This window comes from Nostoc sp. FACHB-110 (assembly GCF_014697425.1).
In the GTDB taxonomy this organism is placed as follows: domain Bacteria; phylum Cyanobacteriota; class Cyanobacteriia; order Cyanobacteriales; family Nostocaceae; genus Nostoc_B.
Genome location: NZ_JACJRU010000018.1, coordinates 18181 through 39782 on the forward strand (window position 1 = coordinate 18181; position 21602 = coordinate 39782).

Sequence of the window (21602 nt, forward strand, 5' to 3'; positions counted from 1 at the left end):
AAACTGCCTTTTCAAATTATGGCAGCGATAGTTGCATTAGCGATCGCTGTGACTCATGGTGTACTCTATGCTCAAACACCATCTGCTGCACCCCTTGGTCAATGGTCTGCGGTTGACCCTTGGCCAGTGTATGGTGTACACCTAACACTCATGCCAGATGGTAACGTTCTCGCCTGGGATAGCACTAACAACGGATTTGGAGGCGCAACTAACAAAACAATCCTCTGGAATCCAACTACCAACACTAAAACCGAACTCAACTCCAACCCATCTTTACAAGGAGAGGAATTATTTTGCGCGCCTCACACTCAATTACCAGATGGTAAAGTATTTACAGTTACCGGAACTGTAGGTGTTGCCGATAGTACCACACACATCTTTGACAATCAAAGCAATCAGTGGTCACTCCACCCAAATATGAATACTGGGCGATATTATCCCAGTTCTACCCTATTAGCTAACGGCAATATCCTAGTAACAGGTGGATCTTACCCTATAGATGCAGATGCACCAGAAATCTTTGAATCTGGAACATGGCGGAGTTTAAGCAGTGCCAAAATTCCTTTCGCTTTACCCAAAGGTTTTATTGATAACACCTCTTATTTCCCCTGGACACAGGTAGCCCCCAACGGCCAAATATTTTATGTCGGGCCAGAAAGTTCTCTGCGTTACATTAATCCCAATGGTACAGGTAGTATTACCACCGTAGGTGAACGGGATGGGATTTTCCGTGACTATGGTAGCTACGCTATGTACAGCACAGGTAAATTCCTGGTAGCTGGTGGAGGCCCTGCACCTAAAAGTACCTACACAATTGATATTAATGGCAATCAACCTGTAATTTCCAGAACCGGGGATCTCACCTATGGACGACGACAACAAAACCTCACCATTTTGGCTGATGGTCAAGTTTTAGTCACTGGCGGTAACTCTAACCCCAACGGCAAAGATGGACAAGCAGGATCTCAGTTTGACTTGAACACCGCAGTCTACGCTGGTGAAATTTGGAATCCTGCGACTGGACAGTGGAAGACATTGGCTAGTATGGCTAAACCGCGTCAGTATCATTCCACAGGCTTGTTATTACCTGATGGGCGTGTAGTAGTTGCAGGTGGTGTATGTGGCCCTTGTGGTGCAACTGGTCACAATGAACAAAATGCCGAAGTTTTTTCCCCGCCTTATTTGTTTAATCTCAATGGTAGTCTTGCCACCCGTCCTACCATTAGTTCTGCACCAAATAGCATTAACTACGGTCAACTTTTCAATGTCACATCACCAGAAGCCACCAGTATTAGCAAAGGTCATCTGATTAAACTGGGTGCAGTTACCCATGCAACTAACTTCGACCAACGTTTAGTACCGCTATCTTTTAGCAAATCTGGGACGACAATTACTGTCACAGCACCTGCTAACGCGAATCTTGCACCACCAGGTTACTATATGCTGTTTTTGGTTAACTCGGCTGGTGTACCTTCTGTAGCCAAAATTATACAAGTAGGTGGTAATCCTTCCCCTGTACCGCCACCCAACGTCCAAGTACCACTATATAGAAGGCAGTCTATCCAGGCATTCAATTATCCTACTTACTATGTTGGTGAAACAAATGCCCTTGGCTATATCAAGCAGGTAAACGCTAACAGTACTGCTGTAGATAAGAACAGTACCACATATAAAATTGTTCCAGGGTTAGCAAATCAGCAGTGCATTTCCTTTGAATCTGTGAGTGTTGCAGGTACATTCCTGCGTCATCAAGGTTATCGTTTGAAATTAAATCCAAACGACAACACAGATTTATTCAAGGCTGATGCGACATTCTGTCCCAAAGCTGGACTTGCAGATACAACTGCTGTGTCATTTGCTTCTTTTAACTATCCCAGTTACTATCTCCGCCATCGTAACTATGAGTTGTGGATTGATCCCCAAGGAACTGATAGTATCTACAAGCAGGATGCTACCTTCAAGTTTGCCACACCTTGGACACCGGGAACTGATGATTTGAGTGGATTACAATCTTTGCAATCACTCAATAATCTCTCCTACTACATTGGACAAACAAATTCTCTCGGTTATATCCAAACAGTCAGTAGTAGTAGTGATACATTGACAAAAAATAATGCTACTTGGAATCTTGTTTCAGGACTGGCAAATTCTAATTGCATTTCGTTTGAGTCGAGAACTAATGCCGGCTATTATTTAAGGCATCAAGCTTATCGTTTGAAATTAAATCAAAACGATAACACAGATTTGTTTAAAGCCGATGCAACATTTTGCCCTAAAGCTGGATTAGCCGATACAACTGCTGTGTCATTTACTTCTTTTAACTATCCCACTTACTATCTACGTCATCGTAACTATGAGTTGTGGATTGACCCCCAGGCTACTGATACAGTGTACAAGAATGACGCATCATTCAAAATTGCTGTACCTTGGTCACAATAAATTTTGCTGATTTTCAGCAGTGATTTATTCATTATCTGTCGGGTAAAATCCGGCAGATTTTTTATATGTATTGGGCGAATATAATTCGCTACTATACAAGCAAAGTCCGCACTTCGACAAGCTCAGTGACCACCTACGTGGACTAATGAAAAATCAATGGTTTTATCTGTGTAGCCGCGATTTCTAATCGCCTTTTAAAACAACCTCTCATATAGATAAAATATGCTGTATCTCTAATACTGTTTTATTCTTAGGACTTACACAGTGATACCGAAATTAAAGTTTGAGCTTAGATTGCAACTGACTTCGTAATTTTTTCGGGAATCATTGCCAGTTAAAGTTAAATCGCACGGGAGAATTGCTTGTCTTGCTTTTGATTATGAGCATCAAAAACTACAGCAATATTTCTCACTAATAATCTGCCAGTGTCGGTAATTTGCAGGTGATGGGCAGATAATTTTAGTAGTCCATCTTCGACTAATGGTTGTAGTGCTGCTAATTCTTGGGAGAAATATTCATCAAAATTGATGTTGTATTTCTCTTCAATATCTTGTTTGTACAACTGAAAATGAGACATGATGCACATAATGACATCCCGGCGGATAATGTCATCTTGAGTAAGTTTGATGCCTTTACTCACAGGTAAAACATTATTATCCACTGCTTGATAATATTCTTTGAGTTGTTTATGGTTTTGGACGTAAGCATCGTTCAACATACTGATTGATGTTGCACCAAACCCAAACAAATCTGTACCAGCGTGGGTAGTGTAGCCTTGGAAGTTGCGTTGTAGGGTGCGATTTCGTTGCGCGATCGCTAATTCATCGTTTGGTTTAGCAAAATGATCCATCCCAATAAATAAATATTGGCTACTGGTTAATTCTTCAATGGTCATTTTGAGAATTTCTAACTTTTCTTGCGGTTTTGGTAATGCTTCTGGAGGAATATTTTTTTGTGCAGGTTTTAACCAAGGCACATAAGCAAAGTTAAACACCACAATGCGGTCGGGATCTAAGGCTACGGTCTTTCTAATTGTCTCTCGAAATGTTTGCAGTGTTTGATAAGGTAAACCATAAATTAAATCAACATTCACACTATCAAACTTGGCTGCTTTAATCCAATCCATGACATTAAATAATAAGTCTTCTGGCTGGATGCGATTCACAGCAACTTGGACTTCATTATTAAAGTCTTGGATACCAAAACTCACGCGATTAAATCCTATCTCCCGCAAAAAGAAAATATATTCTTTATCAACGTAGCGGGGATTAATTTCAATGGAAATTTCGGCTTGGGGGTCAAATTCAAAATGCTGGGTAATCTTCTTCCACAAAAATTCTACTTGTTCCAAGTCTAAGTAGTTCGGTGTACCGCCACCCCAGTGCATTTGCAACACCTTTCTATCGGGAGAAATCAAGGTAGACATCTGCTTGATTTCTTGTGCTAAATGTTCTAGATAAGGTTTGGCGATATTCTTGTTGTTGGAAATTACTGTATTACAGCCGCAGAAATAACAAGCACTTTGACAGAAAGGAATGTGGAAATAAAATGATAGCGGAGATTTTCTGTGATTGGAAGCTGCGATCGCTTTATGAAAATCCTCTGTTGTAAAGGCTTCGTTTAACTCGGTAGCTGGGGGATAACTTGTATATCTCGGTGCTGCTGTGTCGTACTTTTTGATCAAATCCAAATCGAATTTGACACTTGGTAATATAAATACCATCAAAACCTCCAATGTATTGGGTAGGCTAGATTTTCAAACTCACAAAAAATCAGCCTGAGTGCTTGGTTGTATTGCAAATAAAGGTTAAAGGCTAGGGGTTAGAGGCTAGAGAAGAACTTTAATTACCTGGAAAATGCTGAGTAAAACTACTATTCTCTAGTCCCTAGCCTAAGCGCCTCTCATCTCTGTTTCTTGTAACTGCTGTCTAGTTTAGATATCAGTTGTAGTGCATGATGTGTTGACTCAAACCAAACAGCAAAATTTTGCGAAAATTAATTAGTGGCAGTTGCTTCTGTACTACCAGGATTACTAGCACGGGTCAAGTTATTAAATAATACTTGACCGATCGCTTTAATTAAACTTCCTTCTAGTTCTTCTGCCATTTGCATATTTAAACTAAAGGCATAGTTAGCTTCAGCAACAATTTTGTTTGCTGTCGTATCATCTACTGGTACAGCGTTTAAAGCTTCGCGGTATTTATCTTTAAAGGCTTTTTTGTCGGGAATTTGGTCAAAGTTGTAAAAAGATGTACCCTCATAGCCAGACAGCTTGAGGGTAGATTGAGCAATTTTTTGTAACATCTGACCGCCAGAAAGGTCGCCCATGTAGCGCGTGTAGGCGTGACCAATTAACAATGCAGGTTCATAAGCAGATAATTGTTGAATGCGGGCGATGTATTTTTTGCCATTGTTAGAAGGTGCGATTAAATTGCGCCAGTTGCTGCCATAGTAAAATACCATGTCTGTTTCTAAAGCTGCCCGGCGATTTAACTCAGGAAAATACAACCCACCAATTACCGGGTTATTTTGCTCATTGGCTAATGCTGCTTCGAGTTCACTGTAAACAAAATACAAGTTACCCAAAAACTTTGCAAAGCAGTCTTTATCAACCACACCTTTCAGAAAACATTTCATAAATCCCACATTTTCGGCGGCGGTGTGGGCTTTTTGCGTACCAGTACGCAGTTTGACGGCTAGGTTACTACTCATTTTTTTAATTCCTTTATCACCGACTTACATTAAATCGAGAGGCTAGGGGCTAGGGGCTGGTTTTAATTACTCAACACTCCAGACTCAGCACGGGCTAAACGCCCCGCTACCGCTAACGACACTCAGCACTTTGAAGAGAATTCACGCCAGAGCCAAAGGATTGTTATTCTAGATGAAGAGGGGAAACGTATCGGCATCACTTCAGCTAGCACATACCACTGCCGACACAGTTCTTGAGGATTTTTATTCTCCCAAAATCATTTAACTATCAATACTTTTATAACTATACAGCTATTAATATTTCTTTATATTCCTGAGAGTTTCCATAATCTTACTTGCTGTTTTAAAAGCGACTTTATTTAGCGGATAAACCATGCTCTAACCCCTGTCAAACTAGGCATTGAGGTGATCTAATGAAAATTAATGTTCAATAATTTAACTGATGTGGAGTAACTAAAATTTATGCTTATATAACTATTGAAATATAAAACTATATAAGGAGTCTCATGGTCAATACAGTTGCAACTCCAGAGCCTCAACTACTGAAGCCAGGTATTAAAGCACCTGTTAAAGAAACATTATTAACACCTCGGTTTTATACCACTGATTTTGATGCAGTGGCGCAATTAGATATCTCGGCTAACGAGGCTGAAATCAAGGCTGTGATTGAGGAATTGCGGGCTGATTATAACCGCCATCACTTTGTGCGTGATGATGAGTTTAAGCAAACATGGGATCACATTACAGGAGAAAAACGCCGCGCTTTTATTGACTTTTTAGAACGTTCTTGTACTTCGGAGTTCTCCGGGTTTCTTTTATTTAAAGAATTATCACGTCGTCTGAAAAAAAATAACCCGTTGCTATCTCAAGCATTTGAATACTTAGCGCGGGATGAGGCTCGTCATGCAGGGTTTTTGAATAAATCAATGGCAGATTTGAACCTGTCACTAGATTTAAACTTTTTAACGAAAAACCGCACATATACCTTTTTCCCGCCAGAGTGGATTATTTACACAGTTTACCTATCGGAGAAAATTGGTTATTGGCGATATATTTTAGTGCATCAGCACATGCAGGAGCATCCAGAATATCAGTTTTATCCGTTGTTCCGTAAGTTTGAGAGTTGGTGTCAAGACGAAAATCGCCACGGAGATTTCTTTAAAGCATTGTTGCGATCGCAGACCAAACTCTGGAAAGATTGGAAAGCTAAACTGTGGGTGCGTTTTTTCTTATTAACTGTGTTTGCTACCCATACAATGACAGTATTTGAGCGCGCCTCATTCTATGAAGTAATTGGTATTCATCCGCGCAAATACAATCAAAGAGTCATTCAAGAAACAAACAACACCTCTGCACGAGCGTTTCCTCTCATCTTGAATACAAATCACCCCGAATTTTTCTGGCGTTTAGAACAGTGTTCTGAAAATAACTTGAAAATTGCGGCAATTCAAAAAAGTAATTTGCCAGGTATAGTGAAGTTCTTCCAGAAAATTCCGCCCATGATTGCAATTGTTTGGCACATGTTACTGCTATATCTCATCAAGCCAATTGAGACGGAAAATACACGGGAGACAGTGCTTTAAAAGTGCTGATATCAAGTTGCAGTCAAAGATAGTAACCTAGGGTGGGAGTAGGAGTAAAACCCTTACACCCCACACCCAACACCCTTACACCCAACCTCCACAGACAAACTTTGTGCGTAAATCCTATATTAATGTTCATTGCCTGAATATATCCACATAGGTTCGGTTTTCCCAGCACGTTGAAAACCGCATTTTTTATAAAAATAGAGGGCGGTGCTATCTGCAACTAAGATTTGTTGATGAAACCCTGCATACCGAGTTGTCAGGCGTTGAATGATACCGCTACCAATACCCTGTCGCTGATAGTTAGGCAAAACTAACAAATGTGGATAGTAGACAACTAAAAAGCCATCAGAAATAGCATTACCTAAACCCACTAACTTATCTCCATCCCAAGCAGAAATCAGCGAGTGAGAGTTCATTAAACCTTTGTAGAGTAAATCTGGTTTTTCTGCTGATGACCAGTGATTAGCTTTATATAAAGTAATAATGCTAGCTTGTTCGATTTCGCGGGTATCTTTGAACTGAATTTCTGCTTGGGGTGTGATCATTGCTTGTTTTCTAATAGTGAAAGGGAAGGGGCAGTAGGGAACAGGGAAGAGACTGTGTAAGCGTAGGTAGAAATACAGAAATTCTCATAATTATGAGTTTTTTCTGTTGCCTATTCCCTATTTCCTGTTCCCTAACCCGGAGGGTTGGTTGATGTGTCCTTTTGTGGGGCGAATTTCTGTTCCATTTGGAGAAATTGCGGTACACCGACGAGTTCTTGAAAATCTTGAAAGTTCACCAAGTCAGTCAAATTAGCTGTGGTTCCCTGTTCTTTGAGTTGACGGAAGCAACTTGTGATGACTTGTGTAACTGCCAATAAACCAGTCAGGGGAAAAAAGGCGATTTTGTAACCTAACTGTTGTAACTCAAAAGCAGAAATTTGGGGAGTTTTACCACCTTCCACGATATTAGCGACTAATGGCACATCAGGAAAAGCTGCGGCGATCGCTTTTAATTCTGCAACAGATTGCGGTGCTTCCACAAACAGTATATCTGCTCCGGCGGCAATGTAAGCCCGACCGCGAGCGATCGCTTCCTCTAAACCCAGTGGCGCACGGGCATCAGTCCGGGCAATAATTACTAAACCGCTATCACCACGGGCTTCAACAGCTGCACGAATTTTTCCGGCGTGTTCGGCTGCGGCGATGACGCGCTTACCTTCAAAATGACCACACTTTTTTGGCCATTCTTGGTCTTCTAAAAGTACCCCAGCCACACCCAACTGTACAGCATCTTTAATAGTCCGCATCACATTCAGGGCATTGCCATAACCCGTATCTAAATCAGCAATTAAAGGCACACTCAGCGACTGAGCAATTCGCCCTATACTATAAAGCATTTCTGTAGCAGTCAGAAAACCGTAATCAGGCAAACCCAGTGTAGATGCAGCAATACTAAAACCACTAGTAGCGACAACATCAAAACCTATCTTTTGGGCTAGCTTGGCACTCAGACAATCATAAACACCAGGAATGACAATAATTTCTGGACGGGCAAGTAGCGATCGCAGTCTTTGGCTAGAAGACATAATAATTTAGATGTAAAAATATACTTTTATTGAGCATACAGCCTCTTGGCTGGCTGCCACTATATTCTTTACACCCTTACACTCTCATCATTAACTTGTTGAGTGTAATATTCAGTTTGTGGATATATACTGATGATAGTATTTTCTCCTACAAAGAATGTGCCAGCTTTCTCATTTTTAGAAAACTGTAAGTTGGGATATTGATTAGCCAGTTCTGCTGCACTTATAGCTGATTGTGGGAAATTATCAGGTAACTTGCCAGTAGCACCAATATAAAATACTAAAGGCGAAATTTTAGTTCTATATATTTGCTCAGTATACTGTGCCAACTTCGCCTGAGCATCTGCTAATGCAGCAATCATTTCCTCTTTGGCAATCTGATGACCAGATTGTTTATCATCTAACATTTTTGCCAAGCTATCTGCACCAACTTTTATGAGATTTGCTTTGACTAATCCATGATGATTAATGCCGAGAAAATCATCAAAAATCTTCAGCATCAATTCATCGGCCTTGGTAATTTGAATTCGAGATGATAGGAGTTTGTGTCTAAACGCAATCTGGTGATCAAAAACCAACTTCCAATTAGCTTTATTGATAATTTCTCCAGTTTCCTGATTGTAGGCACGATAAAGTCTCTGAAGAAATTGATTAGCAGAAGATAATTTGCTTAGATTCAAAATATCTGTACTACCAATGTCAATTTTATAACTTACCCGGACATCAATTTCACCTTGAGATATGGCTTGCTCTAAGTGTTGATATTCATTGGTTTTCGGCAAGTTAGGGTAAAGTTTATGAGAGATATAGTTGTTTTTTAAATCATCCATTTGCTCATCAGAAAATACTTCTGATTCTCCTTTCATTTGAGCAGTAATAATACTATGGATAACTTTTATTTGGGCAAGTTCATCAAATAAACCATCGATATTGCAGTAACTTGTTTCCGGAGAAACTAGGGGGAACATCTCTAAATTAATTAGATGTTCTTGGCGATAGTCAAAGTTATCTGCTGTAATTACACCTTGATGTTTGAGGATATTAAATGTGGATTTATTGCTGATTTTAATTTGCAATGATTTTACATTAATTTTACCGTTGCCTATTATTGTATATTTGTTATAAGCATTTAATTCATTAACCAGTAAACCTGCCACTTCAATGACAGGAGATTTGTCTTCGGCTTTGATTAGTTTGATACGGCGTTTAATTAACAGATTAATGTTGGCAGTATTGCGATTAATTTCAAATATGCCCATATCAACATAATCACTTTTATCAATATATTCTGTTTGCAGCCAAGGCTCAAGTAGCGTATTATCTTGAGTTCTGATCCCTGGAATACGTTTAATGGTTTGTCTTTGATAATTTGCTTGCAAATGCTTGAGGTTAAGAATAATATTGTTGCGCTGTTCTGTGAAAATATTGATAAGTTCTAGCAAGGAAAGATTATTTTTCATATTTTACCTGTTCTTGCAAAATTTTTAGAGATAACTAATGTCAAAAATTAGTTATTGCAACTATCACAAATGAAGAGACATGGAAAATTAAACAACACTTGGAGGCGTTGCATAAATGCGGCATGAATTAAGCATTTTTAGCAAGGTTAACTATCGATTTTTTGCGCCTTTGCGCGAAACAAAAAAACATCCCTCTAATCAGCAATGCCCACTTGGATAACTATCTTGTGTTGATAGTTGCATTCGTGAACTGGGTGAGATAAACGCGAATTTTGCGAATCAATATTTACTTATAGTATTATTGTACTATAAATGTGTCAAATTGTCTATAGCCACAGAACTTCTAGCATTTCTATGAGAAATAGAGACGTTATCTATTCACATCTTGCACCTAGCCCCAGCCAATGGAATTCGTGGCTTTACAAACGCGCGTCCGCTGCACCACGCGGACTAAGGAAAAATCAAGGGTTTGGTCTGTGTAGCCGCCACTTCAGTCGCTTGGTGCAAGAAATGAGTATACAACGTCTCTACTCTTGTTTTGTCCTAATTAAGAATAGTAGGTTGGGTGTAGCGATAGCGTAACCCAACAAAGTATGCGTGAATGTTGGGTTCCGTTCCTCCACCCAACCTACATCAGTCTAAGTTGTTGCCTTAACTGAACTGTATTGCCTTATAGCATTTCTATAAGAAATAGAGACATTGTATACAACGTCTCTACTCTTGTCTTGTTATAATTACAATTCTTGATGTCTCTCTACTTATAACTATGTAAGTTCTGACATTAACGAACTTGTTACCTTTTGCTTTAGCCAGTTATACCAACTATCTAACCCCTCACCAGTCATCGCCGACACCTGAAAAACCTGTATATGTGGGTTCACTTGTTTTGCATATTCAATGCAACGTTCCACATCAAACTGCACGTAAGGCAATAAATCAATTTTGGTAAGAATCATCATCTCACTAGCGCGGAACATATGAGGATATTTTAGCGGCTTATCTTCCCCCTCCGTGACAGATAAAATTACAACTTTGAGGTGTTCCCCCAAATCAAATAAAGCCGGACAAACCAAATTACCTACATTCTCAATCATCACCACAGAATTGAGTGGCGGGTTGAGTTGTTGTAAACCTCTTTCTATCATCGACGCATCTAAATGACAGCCTGTACCTGTGTTGATTTGCACAACTTTACAGCCTGTCTCTTTAATTTTTTGAGCATCATTAGTGGTTTCTTGGTCGCCTTCAATTACACTAATCGGTAATTGCTGTTTTAAATCATTAATAGTGCGAGTTAATAATGTTGTTTTCCCTGCACCGGGAGAACTCATTAAATTTAAAGCGAGAATATTTCGACCTTTAAACCATCCCCGGTTTTGGGCTGCTAATAAATTATTTTTTGCTAAGATATCTTGTTCTAAAGATATAGTTGTGCCATGAATTTTGGCATGAATTTGTGGTGTTTCATCGTGATGATGGGTATGGGTAATCATAGTGCCATCAGGTAAAGTGTGGGTATGATGGTCGTGATGGTGATTAATTTCACCTGTTTGAAGATTTGTAATTTTGCCTTCAGCATCATCAGAACAACCGCAAGTTACACACATATTTCCTCTATTTCTATTTCTTTAATTTTGAGTTCTTCACCAGTTATTAAATCAAGTTGCACACTACCACAAGTGCAAATGCCAAAAGGTTTTTCTAGAGCAATTTCCGCACCGCATTGACGGCATTTGGCTAATCCTGGGATTTCGATAATTTCTAATAGGGAATTTTCTAAAAGTGTGCCTTTTGAGCAAATATCAAAACAAAATTTGATAGCTTCAGGCATAATGGCTGAAAGTTTGCCAATTTCTAGCACTACTTTATGTACTTTCATGCCTTTGGCGTGTTCGGTGACGATGGCTACTATATTTTGGGTTATTCCTAATTCGTGCATACTAACAAATAATTTTTTATCTCGCGCAAAGGCGCAAAGGCGCAAAGAAGATGGTAATATTTAACAAATTCTTGGTAGTTGGTCGCCGACTAGCATGTCTACAATTCGTTCAGCACCAAAGGTTGTTTTGAGGAAGACAACGCCGGGAGGTGAGGCGATAACTTCACCGACTATACAAGCATCTTTGCCTGCTGGATGCGTTTTCATGGCTGCTAAAACTTTGTCGGCGTAATCATGTTTTACTACGACGACTAATTTACCTTCGTTGGCTAAGTATAAGGGGTCTAAACCCAAAATTTCACAAACTCCTTTGACTTCTTCTCTAATAGGAATTGATTTTTCATCCAAGCGAATACCAACATTAGATGTGAGGGCAAATTCATTTAATACTGTGGCTAAACCGCCGCGTGTTGCATCCCGCATGGCGTGAATGTTAGGGCAAGCTTTGAGGATGGTTTCTACTAAACTATGTAAGGGTTGGCAATCACTTTTAATATCTGTTTCTAAGGCTAATTCACCACGGGCGATTAAAATTGCAGTGCCATGATTTCCTAATTCGCCGTTAATAATAATGGCATCTCCTGGTTGAATATTGTGTGCGGAAATATTCACGCCTGTGGGAATGACACCAATACCAGCAGTGTTAATAAATAATTTATCAGCAGCGCCACGATGAACTACTTTTGTGTCGCCTGTCACAATTTGCACGCCTGCATTTTTGGCGGCGGCTTGCATACTGGCTACTACACGGCGTAGGGTTTCTAATGGTAGTCCTTCTTCTAAAATAACGCTACAGGTAAGATATAAAGGTTTTGCACCGCTAACAGCTAAATCATTAACTGTGCCGTTAATTGCTAATTCTCCAATATCGCTACCAGGGAAAAATAACGGGTCTACTACATAAGAATCTGTGGTAAATGCCAGTCTATCTCCTTGTTGTAAAAGATTGGCTAAATTAAAACTGGCTTGGTCTTCTAATTGACTCAAAATTGGATTATCAAAACTCTGGATAAAGACATCATCAATTAAATCACGCATGGCTTTACCACCACTACCATGTGCTAAATTTATGTGACTATCTCGAATTTTTGATTGGCGACGGCGGGCTTGGGCAATTTTTTGAAACACTGAATTTTGTAATTGATTTGATGATGATAAATCCATATAGAATTGATTAAAATAATTTATGATTGAGATGTCTAGTAGGGGACAGGTGACAGGTGAGAGGTGACAGAGGTAAAAGTCTAACTATAAATATCTTTTGCCTCCTGCTTCCTGCCTTCTGCCTCCTGCCTTCTAAATGGTTTTATCTGCCTGTTTCATCATGTCTACCGCGATGTCTATCGCAGTGTAAGATACCGTTGACAGCCCAATTTTCACGTTCAAATTCATCAATGTGAATGGTTATCCATTCTGGTTTGGTATCTAAAGATGTGACTAGGGCATTAGTAATAGCTTCAACTAGATGCCGTTTTTTTTCGATGGAATGACCACGGGCAATTTTGACTGTAACAAAAGGCATAAATTCCTACTCCAATCCTAAAATTTTTGTGTTGTAGAGTGCGGATTGCTCACTCTTATATTAGGTTATGAAGTTAGGCTTGCTGTTGGTTTTTCAATTACTTTTTTTTGCGTGGAATTGGAGAAGCGTCCGTATTTGTAATAAGCTGCACAAGCACCTTCCGAGGAAACCATGCAAGTACCTATCGGTGCTTCTGGGGTGCAGGCTGTACCAAATACTTTACATTCCCACGGTTTTAAAACTCCTTTGAGAATTTCGCCACATTTACAAGCTTTATGATCTGGTACTTTTTGATTAGGGATGGTAAATTTTACTTCAGCATCAAATTGGCTATATTCAGTCCGAATTTTTAAGCCGGAATTTGGTAGTTCTCCTAAACCACGCCATTCAAAAGTTTCGCGTATAGCAAATACTTCGTTCATGGCTTTAATTGCTATTTGATTACCAGCTTTTTCCACTAGTCTGTTATATTGGTTTTCGACTTCACAGCGGTTTTCTACTAGTTGTTTTAATAGCATCCAAACTGACTGGAGAATGTCTAATGGTTCAAAGCCAGAAACAACTATTGGTTTATGATATTGTTGGGCGATAAATTGATAGGGGTCAGTACCAATTACCATGCTGACATGACCAGGGCCAACAAATCCATCTAGTTGTAAATCTGGGTTATCTAATAGTGCTTTGAGGGCAGGAATAACTAATACATGATTGCAAAACATACTAAAGTTATGTATGTTTTCTGCATCAGCTTGGAGGATGGTAAAAGCTGTGCTGGGGACTGTGGTTTCAAAGCCGAGGGCGAAGAAGACTACTTCTTTGTTGGGGTTATCTTTGGCGAGTTGTAAGCTATCTAAGGGTGAGTATACCATACGGATATCTGCGCCTTTGGCTTTGGCTTGCAGTAGGCTGTCTTTGGAACCCGGAACGCGCATAGTGTCGCCAAATGTTGCCAAGATGACGTTAGGATGTTGGGAGATAGCGATCGCATCATCTAACCTCCCCCTTGGCATGACACAGACTGGACAACCAGGCCCATGTATTAATTCAATATTGTCGGGCAGTATTTCTTCAATACCGTATTTGAAAATTGAGTGAGTATGCCCGCCGCAGATTTCCATAATTTTGATATGTTTTTCTATTTGGCGGCTAATTTTTTCTATCTCCCTTTGTAGGGCTATTGCTTTTTCGGGTTCCCGAAATTCGTCAACGTATTTCATAAAATCTAGGGCTAATTTACTGGATAAACTCTGCGTAACTCCGCGTTTACCTTGGCGTAACTTTGCGTTAAAATCTCTAACTTATAGCAGCGATTTCTGCTAATAACTTTAATGTTTCCGCAGCTTCTTCCTCATTAATTCGATTCATCGCAAAACCAACGTGAACTAATACCCAATCTCCTAAACAAGCTTCGGGCGTATGTTGTTCATCGACGATGCAAGCGATGTTAACTTGACGTTTGACACCAGCAACATTCACAATGGCTAATTTTTTTTGAGTGTCGGTAATTTCGACAATTTGTCCAGGAATTCCTAAGCACATTTGTATTTTCCTTTTATAGCGAACCGCAGAGGCGCGGAGGGCGCAGAGAAGAAGAGTTAATAATTTGTCATTAATTTTGCGGCTGTAATTATGGCTTGTCCTAACGATAAACCGCCATCGTTAGTAGGAACTAAGCTATGAGTTAGTACATTAATATTAGAGGCTTGTAACTGTTGAGCGACTAACTGCAATAAGATAGTATTTTGCAATACTCCTCCTGTGAGAACCACTTGCTGAATTTGATATTCTTGACACAGAAGCTTAACCATTTTTACTGTAATATGAGCTAAACTCTGGTGAAATTTAGCAGCTATGACTGATTGGGGAATTTCTTGCTGCAAATCACTGAGTAAAGCTGACCACATTGGTGCTGAGTCTATACAATAGATATTATCGGAAAAGTTAAAATTAAAGGGATAAATTAGCTTTTCTTTATGATTGTTTAAGATGTTAACATCAACTAAAGATTCTAAAGCGATCGCAGCTTGTCCTTCATAGCTACATGCTTCAGTACAAATACCAATAGCGGCGGCCACCGCATCAAATAATCGCCCGACTGATGAGGCTGGAGGTGAGTTAATGTTTTTTTCTATAACTTGATTGAGTAATTTTAATGGCTTTTTTTTCAGAAATTTTAATATTTCCAAATCAGTATATTTTGATTGACATTGCTCCCAAAGATTTGCTGAGATTAAGTGGGCGTAGGTATTACGCCAAGGTTGATAAATTGCTTGTTCACCGCCTATCATCGCCACTGGTTTAAATGTTGCTAGTCGCTGAAATTGACGGTAATCAGCCAGCAGAAATTCTCCGCCCCAAAGTGTGCCATCTTCGCCATAACCCAAACCATCAAAAGCAATACCCAAAACTGGTGATGTATTTAAAGCAATGCTATGTTCTGCCAGACAAGCAGCGATGTGGGCGTGATGATGTTGAATTTGAAGCAGAGGAATTTGATTAGCCGTGGCGAGTTCTTTACCGAGTTTACTAGAGAGATATTCGGGGTGTTTATCAATTGCGATCGCTTCTGGTTTATGCTCAAATAAATTCAAGTATAAATTCAGCGTTTCCTGATAAGCATTAAACGCCGCCGCATTTTCTAAATCACCTAAATGTTGCGATAAAATTGCCTCTCCATCACGTAATAAGCAAAAAGTATTTTTTAACTCACTCCCCATTGCTAAAATTGGCGGTACTTCCTCAAATCCTGGCGGTAACTTAATCGGTGCTGGTGCATATCCCCTGGCACGACGAAGTATTTGTAATTTATCACCAACAACCCGCACAACCGAATCATCGACACGGTTAATAATATCTCTGTTATGTAAAATAAAATAATCAGCAATCTTGCCTAACTTTTCTCGCGCCTCATCATTATCAATACACTGTGGTTCATCAGAAATATTGCCACTCGTTAACACAATTGGGCGATTCATCCGCCGCAGAATTAAATGATGCAAAGGCGTATAAGGTAGCATGAATCCCAGAGTATTTTGTCCTGGTGCAACGGATTCTGCTATGAAGTGCTGAGTGCTTTTATGAGAGTGCTGAGTGTTTTCAGGAGAGTGCTGAGTGCTTCTATTATTATTTACAGAACTTAAACTCAATCCCTCTGTAACTCCTCTTCCCTCCTCTCCTTCGCGCTCTTTGCGCCCTACCCTGCGGGAAGCCGCTTGCGCGTCTATGCGGTTCGTTTCTTCTTTCCTCCGCAACAAAACAACCGGCGCAGCAGAACTAACTAATAACGCCTTCTCTTTCTCACCAACAATACAATATTCCTCAATTACCGCCAAATCTCGCGCCATCAAAGCAAAAGGCTTATCATAACGTTGCTTGCGCTGACGTAATTTCTGCACAGCAACTTCATTTGTTGCATCACAAGCCAAATGAAACCCACCTATCCCCTTAATTGCAACAATTTCACCCTTTTGCAACAAAGTACAAACAGCATCCACATCATCCATCATCGAAAACATCGAAGCAGTCACAGGTTTACCATCAGCACGTTCTAGCCAAGCAGAAGGGCCGCAACTATGGCAAGCTGTAGGTTGAGCATGAAATCTGCGGTTTTCAACATCGTGATATTCTGCTGCACATTCAGCGCACATCACAAACGCAGACATACTGGTATTGCATCTGTCATAGGGAATGGCGCGAATAATACTCAGACGGGGGCCGCAATGAGTACAGTTAGTAAAAGGGTAACGGTAAAACCGACTAAAGGGGTCAAAAATTTCCTTTTGACATTGGGGACAAGTCGCCGCATCTGGTGTGATGTCAGTTTTGATTTTGTTACTGACACTTGGCGAAATCACAAAATCATCACACTTCAACTCTTCTGTACATCGAGTTCTGATTAACTCTTGAATTTTTGCCAGTGGTGGACATTCTTGCTGTAACCTCACCACAAACTCAGCTAAGGCTTCCTCACTTCCAGAGACACGAATTAATACACCTTCTCCATCATTACAAACATCGCCCCGCAACCCGCAAGCTTTAGCCAGACGGTAAACAGTCGGACGAAACCCCACCCCCTGAACAGTACCTCTAACTCTAATTTCTTCACTTGTCATATTCTTCTCTGCGCCCTCTGCGTCTCTGTGGTTCGTTATCAAACCCCCACAATAAAACCCGATTATTTCCAGAATCAGCAATTACCGCCGTATTCCCGCAAATTTTCACCCCATAAGGCCAATTCAAACTATCACGCGACGGGAGTCCATAATTGCGGTTTTCGCTTTTACTTTGACAGCTACTTTGCCCAATGATTGCAGATGCGATCGCACCTTGCAATGATAATATAGATTCCGGCCTCTGCCAGCCTAGCAAGCGCGAATTTGCCGTATCCGCCACTAGCAACCATTCCCCAGTCGTCGCCACCCCATAAGGCATACTTAAACTACTGCCACTCGGCCAATATACCCCTTGATTCATCTCCACAAAATCAAAGCTATTTTGTCCTAACACCACCGCACAAGGCGCATTATTTTCTGTGGGGATGCCTTGCCAAATCATCACACGATGATTACCCGCATCAGCGACAACCAAATTATCATGCCAAACTGCAATATCATGACACCAACGCATACTCGCCGCCGTTGCAGAAGCACCGCCATTTTCATTCCGAGAAATCATATCTGGTTGTCCCAGAACTATATCCGCAGGCTGACCATTTTCTGTGGGTAATTGCTGCCAAATTAACAACCTGCGATTACCAGTATCCGCCACAAATAGCTTACCTTGATGATAGAAAACACCATAAGGCCAGTGCATTGTATTAGCAGTTGCTTTTTGAGTACCGCGATTTGGTTCATTATCAATAAAATTAGTCTGTCCTAATACCAAATCGGCTGGCACATTACTATCTTCTGGAACATTTTGCCAAATCAAAACGCGATGATTCCAAGCATCAGCCACCGCTAAACCTTGGCCACAAACACAAATACCAGTGGGGACGCTAACCGTGTTTCTGCCTGGCTTACCTTTAGCATTCTGCCCTTCATGATAAAAGTCTGGTTGTCCAATTACCCAGTCTGCCGGCTGATTATCTTCACTGGGTAAATTGCGCCATCCTAATAATCGATGATGTCCTGTATCTGACACCCACAAAGACTGATTTTTTGATATTAAACAAGCCCCACGGGGGCCAAACATGGTGATGGGACTAGGTGCTATTGGGATAGCTAATTGTTGCGGTTCAAGAGTAGTACCTAAAATTACCTCTGCACCATCAGGTGATAAAGGTAAAGAAGACAACTTTGTTAAATAATTATTGTCAGGGATATACATTAACCGCAATTAAATACTCATAATTATTTAAAACTATTAGTATTTCTTGGCGTGTATCTGGAGTTGCAATTTTGAACTAATTTTTAAGTTTGTAGCAATGACTTTTTTAATGATGTACTGAAGATTTTAAGTATGCAAAAACATCATTTCATACATTACCATAGATAAGAGAAAGGCGATCGCCTTTCTCCATCTGAATAATATGCGGTATCAGGTTTGATGAGATGGTTAACCGAAGCGTCCACTAATATAGTCTTCGGCTTCTTTTGTGTTAGGCGAACTAAACATTTGTTCTGTGAGACTAAACTCGACCAATTTTCCGCGACGCTTGCTATGTTCGTCGATTTCTGTATTGAAGAAGGCTGTCCAATCGGCAACTCTAGCAGCTTGCTGCATATTATGTGTCACCATAATTATGGTATATTGCTGCTTGAGTTCTAAGCAGAGTTCTTCGACTTGACGGCTAGAAATAGGATCAAGAGCCGAGCATGGTTCATCCATTAATAATACATCTGGCTTCATGGCGATCGCTCTAGCTATACAAAGTCTTTGTTGTTGTCCTCCAGACAAAGCCGTACCTTTTTCTTTGAGTTTGTCTTTGACTTCATCCCAAATAGCGGCGCGTCTTAAAGAATCTTCTACTAATTCATCTAAATTCCCTTTATAGCCATTTGCCCGCGGCCCAAAGGCTATATTTTCGTAGATAGATTTGGGAAAAGGATTTGGTCTTTGAAAAACCATCCCGACTTGACGGCGCAATTTTACAGAATTAATTTTAGGATCATAAATATTGCGATCGCGGTAATTTAACCTACCTTCAACCTTCGCGCCCGGAATCAAATCATTCATCCGATTAAAGCAACGCAATAATGTACTTTTCCCGCATCCTGAAGGGCCAATAAATGCAACTATCTTTTTTTCAGGAATTTGTAAATAGACATCTAGAAGTGCTAAAAATCCTCCATAAAATACCTTCACACCTTCAACATTAAATACAGTATCATTTTGGTCTATTGTGGCACTATCTGATTGACTTCTACTGTGATTACTGTAGGGCATTTTGTAAATCTCCTAGTTGTCTGTAAATGCCTGATAACTTCAACAAATTCAATTAATGAATCGTGAAGCGTTGTCTAATATAAATGGCTACACCATTTAAAGCTAAAATCAAAAGTAACAACGCAATAATTGTGGCTGCTGCTGCATTGGCAAAACCTGGTTCGGGGCGAGTAATATAACTGTAAATTTGAATTGGTAACGCCATAAATCTCTGGAATAAACCAGGATTAAATGTGAGAAAACCTACCGCACCTACAACAATCAAAGATGCTGCATCGCCAATAGCGCGAGATATAGAAATAATCACTCCTGTTAAGATACCAGGAATCGCATAAGGGATAACATGACTACTGATTGTTTTCCATTTTGTCGCCCCTAATCCATAAGAAGCATATCGCAAAGAATTAGGAACTGCTCGAATCGCTTCTCTAGCAGTCACAATAATTACTGGTAAAGATAATAAAGATAAAGTCAATGCACCAGAAATTAAAGCCGGGCCAAATCCTAACAAATAATTAAAAACTCCTAAACCCAACAACCCATAAACAATCGAAGGAACCCCTGCTAAATTACTAATATTAATCTCAATAATTGCAGTCCACCAATTTCTAGGGGCGTACTCTTCTAAATATAAAGCTGCTCCCACCCCAATAGGAACAGTCACACAAATTACCACAACTCCTAAAATAATACTACTAATAATTGCCGGACGAATGCCACCTTGATCGGGAAAACGCGAAGGCGTATCTGTTAAAAAACCTGGCGTGATAAATCTGGCTAACCCATCTCGAAAAATATCAAATAGCAGTAACGCTAAAACAAATAAACCAATTAACAACCCCAACAAGAAAAGTAATTCAAATATTTTTCCGAGTAACTCTCTTTTTTCAATATTATCAGTAAATTCTGCCGTTGTATCGAAATCATCTTCTGGTCGATAAGTTGTCGTCATAGTTATATCAGTAGTATTTAATTTATCAATTATTTCCATCCAGGGAACAGGAGATTATTTACCTATTCCCTGTTGCATTAGTCGTACTTCTCTTTAAACCGATTAGCAATCCAGTAACTAATAATATTTAAAGCCAAAGTAATCAAAAACAAAAGTGCGCCAACAGCGTATAAAGTCTTAAAATTAAGACTGCCCCGGGGACTATCACCACCAGAAATTTGTGCCATATAAGCCGTCATCGTTTCTACTGATTCGGCAAAATTAATAGTGATTCTTGGTTGTTGTCCAGCCGCAATAACAACAGTCATTGTTTCACCCACAGCGCGAGAAATGCCGAGAATAATTGAGGCAATAATTCCCGAAAGTGCTGCTGGTAAAACCACTTTAAAAATTGATTCTAATTTAGTAATACCTAAAGCATAAGCTCCTTCTCGTAAAGAACGCGGCACTGCTTGAATTGCATCTAAACTAATCGAACCAACCGTAGGCGTAATCATGACTCCCATCATTAACCCTGCACTTAAAGCATTGAATAATTCTAAAGGAAGGATATTTCTAATTAATGGGGTGATAAATAATAAGGCAAAATAACCATAAACTACAGTTGGTATCCCTGCTAAAAGTTCCACGGCTGGACGTAAAATTGCGGCGACTTTTGGTTGAGCATATTCACTTAAATAAATTGCCGAAGATAAGCCTAAAGGAATTGCCACAGCCATTGCGATCGCAGTCGTTAAAAACGTACCATTAATTAAAGGCCAAACACCAAAATGTCGGTCAGCAAATAGAGGTGTCCATTTAGTATCCAAGAAAAATTGAGCAAAAGAAACTTCTTGGAAAAAGCCAAATGTTTCCTGAAAAATAATTAAGACTATTCCAAACGTAGTTAAAACCGAAACTAAAGCACAACCAAACAAAACTATTGCAATAATCTTTTCGACAATATCATCGGAAGCATTTTTTTCTAATGACTGTCTCAATCTTTGATAGTCATCTTCTTGAGGATTTGTGATGCGCATAAAAATTCCTATT

At 39.8% G+C, this 21602-nt stretch carries 18 protein-coding genes; 2 read left to right on the forward strand and 16 right to left on the reverse strand.

Annotated features, from left to right (window positions below; translation table 11 throughout):
* Window positions 1-18: 18 nt before the first annotated feature.
* Complete coding sequence (locus H6G69_RS17485; protein WP_190689756.1) at window positions 19-2439, forward strand: AbfB domain-containing protein; 2421 nt, start codon at window positions 19-21, stop codon at window positions 2437-2439.
* 340 nt (window positions 2440-2779) lie between these two features.
* Here H6G69_RS17485 and hemN read toward each other — a convergent pair whose 3' ends face one another.
* Window positions 2780-4162, reverse strand: a complete 1383-nt coding sequence (gene hemN, locus H6G69_RS17490; RefSeq protein WP_190689760.1) for an oxygen-independent coproporphyrinogen III oxidase — start codon at window positions 4160-4162, stop codon at window positions 2780-2782.
* A gap of 272 nt (window positions 4163-4434) precedes the next feature.
* Window positions 4435-5151 carry a heme oxygenase (biliverdin-producing) gene (locus H6G69_RS17495; RefSeq protein ID WP_190689763.1) on the reverse strand — a complete coding sequence of 239 codons (717 nt, stop codon included), beginning with the start codon at window positions 5149-5151 and terminating at the stop codon, window positions 4435-4437.
* Between the two features lie 506 nt (window positions 5152-5657).
* Between H6G69_RS17495 and acsF the strand changes: the two genes are divergently transcribed.
* The gene (acsF, locus tag H6G69_RS17500; RefSeq protein ID WP_190689765.1) at window positions 5658-6734 is read left to right on the forward strand and encodes a magnesium-protoporphyrin IX monomethyl ester (oxidative) cyclase; all 1077 of its coding nucleotides are present in this window, start codon (window positions 5658-5660) and stop codon (window positions 6732-6734) included.
* Window positions 6735-6862: 128 nt separating this feature from the next.
* Here acsF and H6G69_RS17505 read toward each other — a convergent pair whose 3' ends face one another.
* The 14 genes from H6G69_RS17505 to pstC form a co-directional block, all read right to left on the reverse strand.
* On the reverse strand, window positions 6863-7285 hold the full coding sequence (locus H6G69_RS17505) for a GNAT family N-acetyltransferase (RefSeq protein WP_190689768.1): 423 nt from the start codon (window positions 7283-7285) through the stop codon (window positions 6863-6865).
* A gap of 131 nt (window positions 7286-7416) precedes the next feature.
* Window positions 7417-8310 carry an oxaloacetate decarboxylase gene (locus H6G69_RS17510; RefSeq protein WP_190689771.1) on the reverse strand — a complete coding sequence of 298 codons (894 nt, stop codon included), beginning with the start codon at window positions 8308-8310 and terminating at the stop codon, window positions 7417-7419.
* Window positions 8311-8378: 68 nt separating this feature from the next.
* Window positions 8379-9770: a hypothetical protein gene (locus H6G69_RS17515; RefSeq protein ID WP_190689775.1), complete on the reverse strand. Its 1392-nt coding sequence runs from the start codon at window positions 9768-9770 to the stop codon at window positions 8379-8381.
* Between the two features lie 764 nt (window positions 9771-10534).
* Complete coding sequence (hypB, locus tag H6G69_RS17520) at window positions 10535-11377, reverse strand: hydrogenase nickel incorporation protein HypB (RefSeq protein ID WP_190689777.1); 843 nt, start codon at window positions 11375-11377, stop codon at window positions 10535-10537.
* Window positions 11368-11709: a hydrogenase maturation nickel metallochaperone HypA gene (locus H6G69_RS17525; protein ID WP_190689780.1), complete on the reverse strand. Its 342-nt coding sequence runs from the start codon at window positions 11707-11709 to the stop codon at window positions 11368-11370. The genes hypB and H6G69_RS17525 overlap by 10 nt, the downstream gene beginning before the upstream one ends.
* Window positions 11710-11769: 60 nt before the next feature.
* A complete protein-coding gene (gene hypE, locus H6G69_RS17530; protein ID WP_190689829.1) occupies window positions 11770-12873 on the reverse strand; it encodes a hydrogenase expression/formation protein HypE in 1104 nt (367 codons plus the stop codon).
* Window positions 12874-13015: 142 nt separating this feature from the next.
* Window positions 13016-13231, reverse strand: a complete 216-nt coding sequence (locus tag H6G69_RS17535; protein WP_015111665.1) for a 4-oxalocrotonate tautomerase family protein — start codon at window positions 13229-13231, stop codon at window positions 13016-13018.
* A gap of 65 nt (window positions 13232-13296) precedes the next feature.
* Entirely contained in the window at window positions 13297-14448 is a 1152-nt protein-coding gene (hypD, locus tag H6G69_RS17540) for a hydrogenase formation protein HypD (protein ID WP_190689832.1), read from the reverse strand.
* Window positions 14449-14524: 76 nt separating this feature from the next.
* Window positions 14525-14770 (reverse strand): HypC/HybG/HupF family hydrogenase formation chaperone, encoded by a 246-nt coding sequence (locus H6G69_RS17545; protein ID WP_190689835.1) that lies wholly within the window; start codon window positions 14768-14770, stop codon window positions 14525-14527.
* A 56-nt stretch (window positions 14771-14826) separates the two neighbouring features.
* Window positions 14827-17343 (reverse strand): carbamoyltransferase HypF, encoded by a 2517-nt coding sequence (hypF, locus tag H6G69_RS17550; RefSeq protein ID WP_190689838.1) that lies wholly within the window; start codon window positions 17341-17343, stop codon window positions 14827-14829.
* Window positions 17333-18559 carry a hypothetical protein gene (locus H6G69_RS17555; RefSeq protein WP_190689841.1) on the reverse strand — a complete coding sequence of 409 codons (1227 nt, stop codon included), beginning with the start codon at window positions 18557-18559 and terminating at the stop codon, window positions 17333-17335. Before H6G69_RS17555 ends, hypF begins: the two co-directional genes overlap by 11 nt.
* Window positions 18560-18787: 228 nt before the next feature.
* Complete coding sequence (gene pstB, locus H6G69_RS17560) at window positions 18788-19618, reverse strand: phosphate ABC transporter ATP-binding protein PstB (RefSeq protein ID WP_190689845.1); 831 nt, start codon at window positions 19616-19618, stop codon at window positions 18788-18790.
* Between the two features lie 52 nt (window positions 19619-19670).
* A complete protein-coding gene (pstA, locus tag H6G69_RS17565; protein WP_190689848.1) occupies window positions 19671-20570 on the reverse strand; it encodes a phosphate ABC transporter permease PstA in 900 nt (299 codons plus the stop codon).
* 77 nt (window positions 20571-20647) lie between these two features.
* Window positions 20648-21589, reverse strand: a complete 942-nt coding sequence (pstC, locus tag H6G69_RS17570) for a phosphate ABC transporter permease subunit PstC (protein WP_190689851.1) — start codon at window positions 21587-21589, stop codon at window positions 20648-20650.
* Between the last annotated feature and the right edge of the window lie 13 nt (window positions 21590-21602).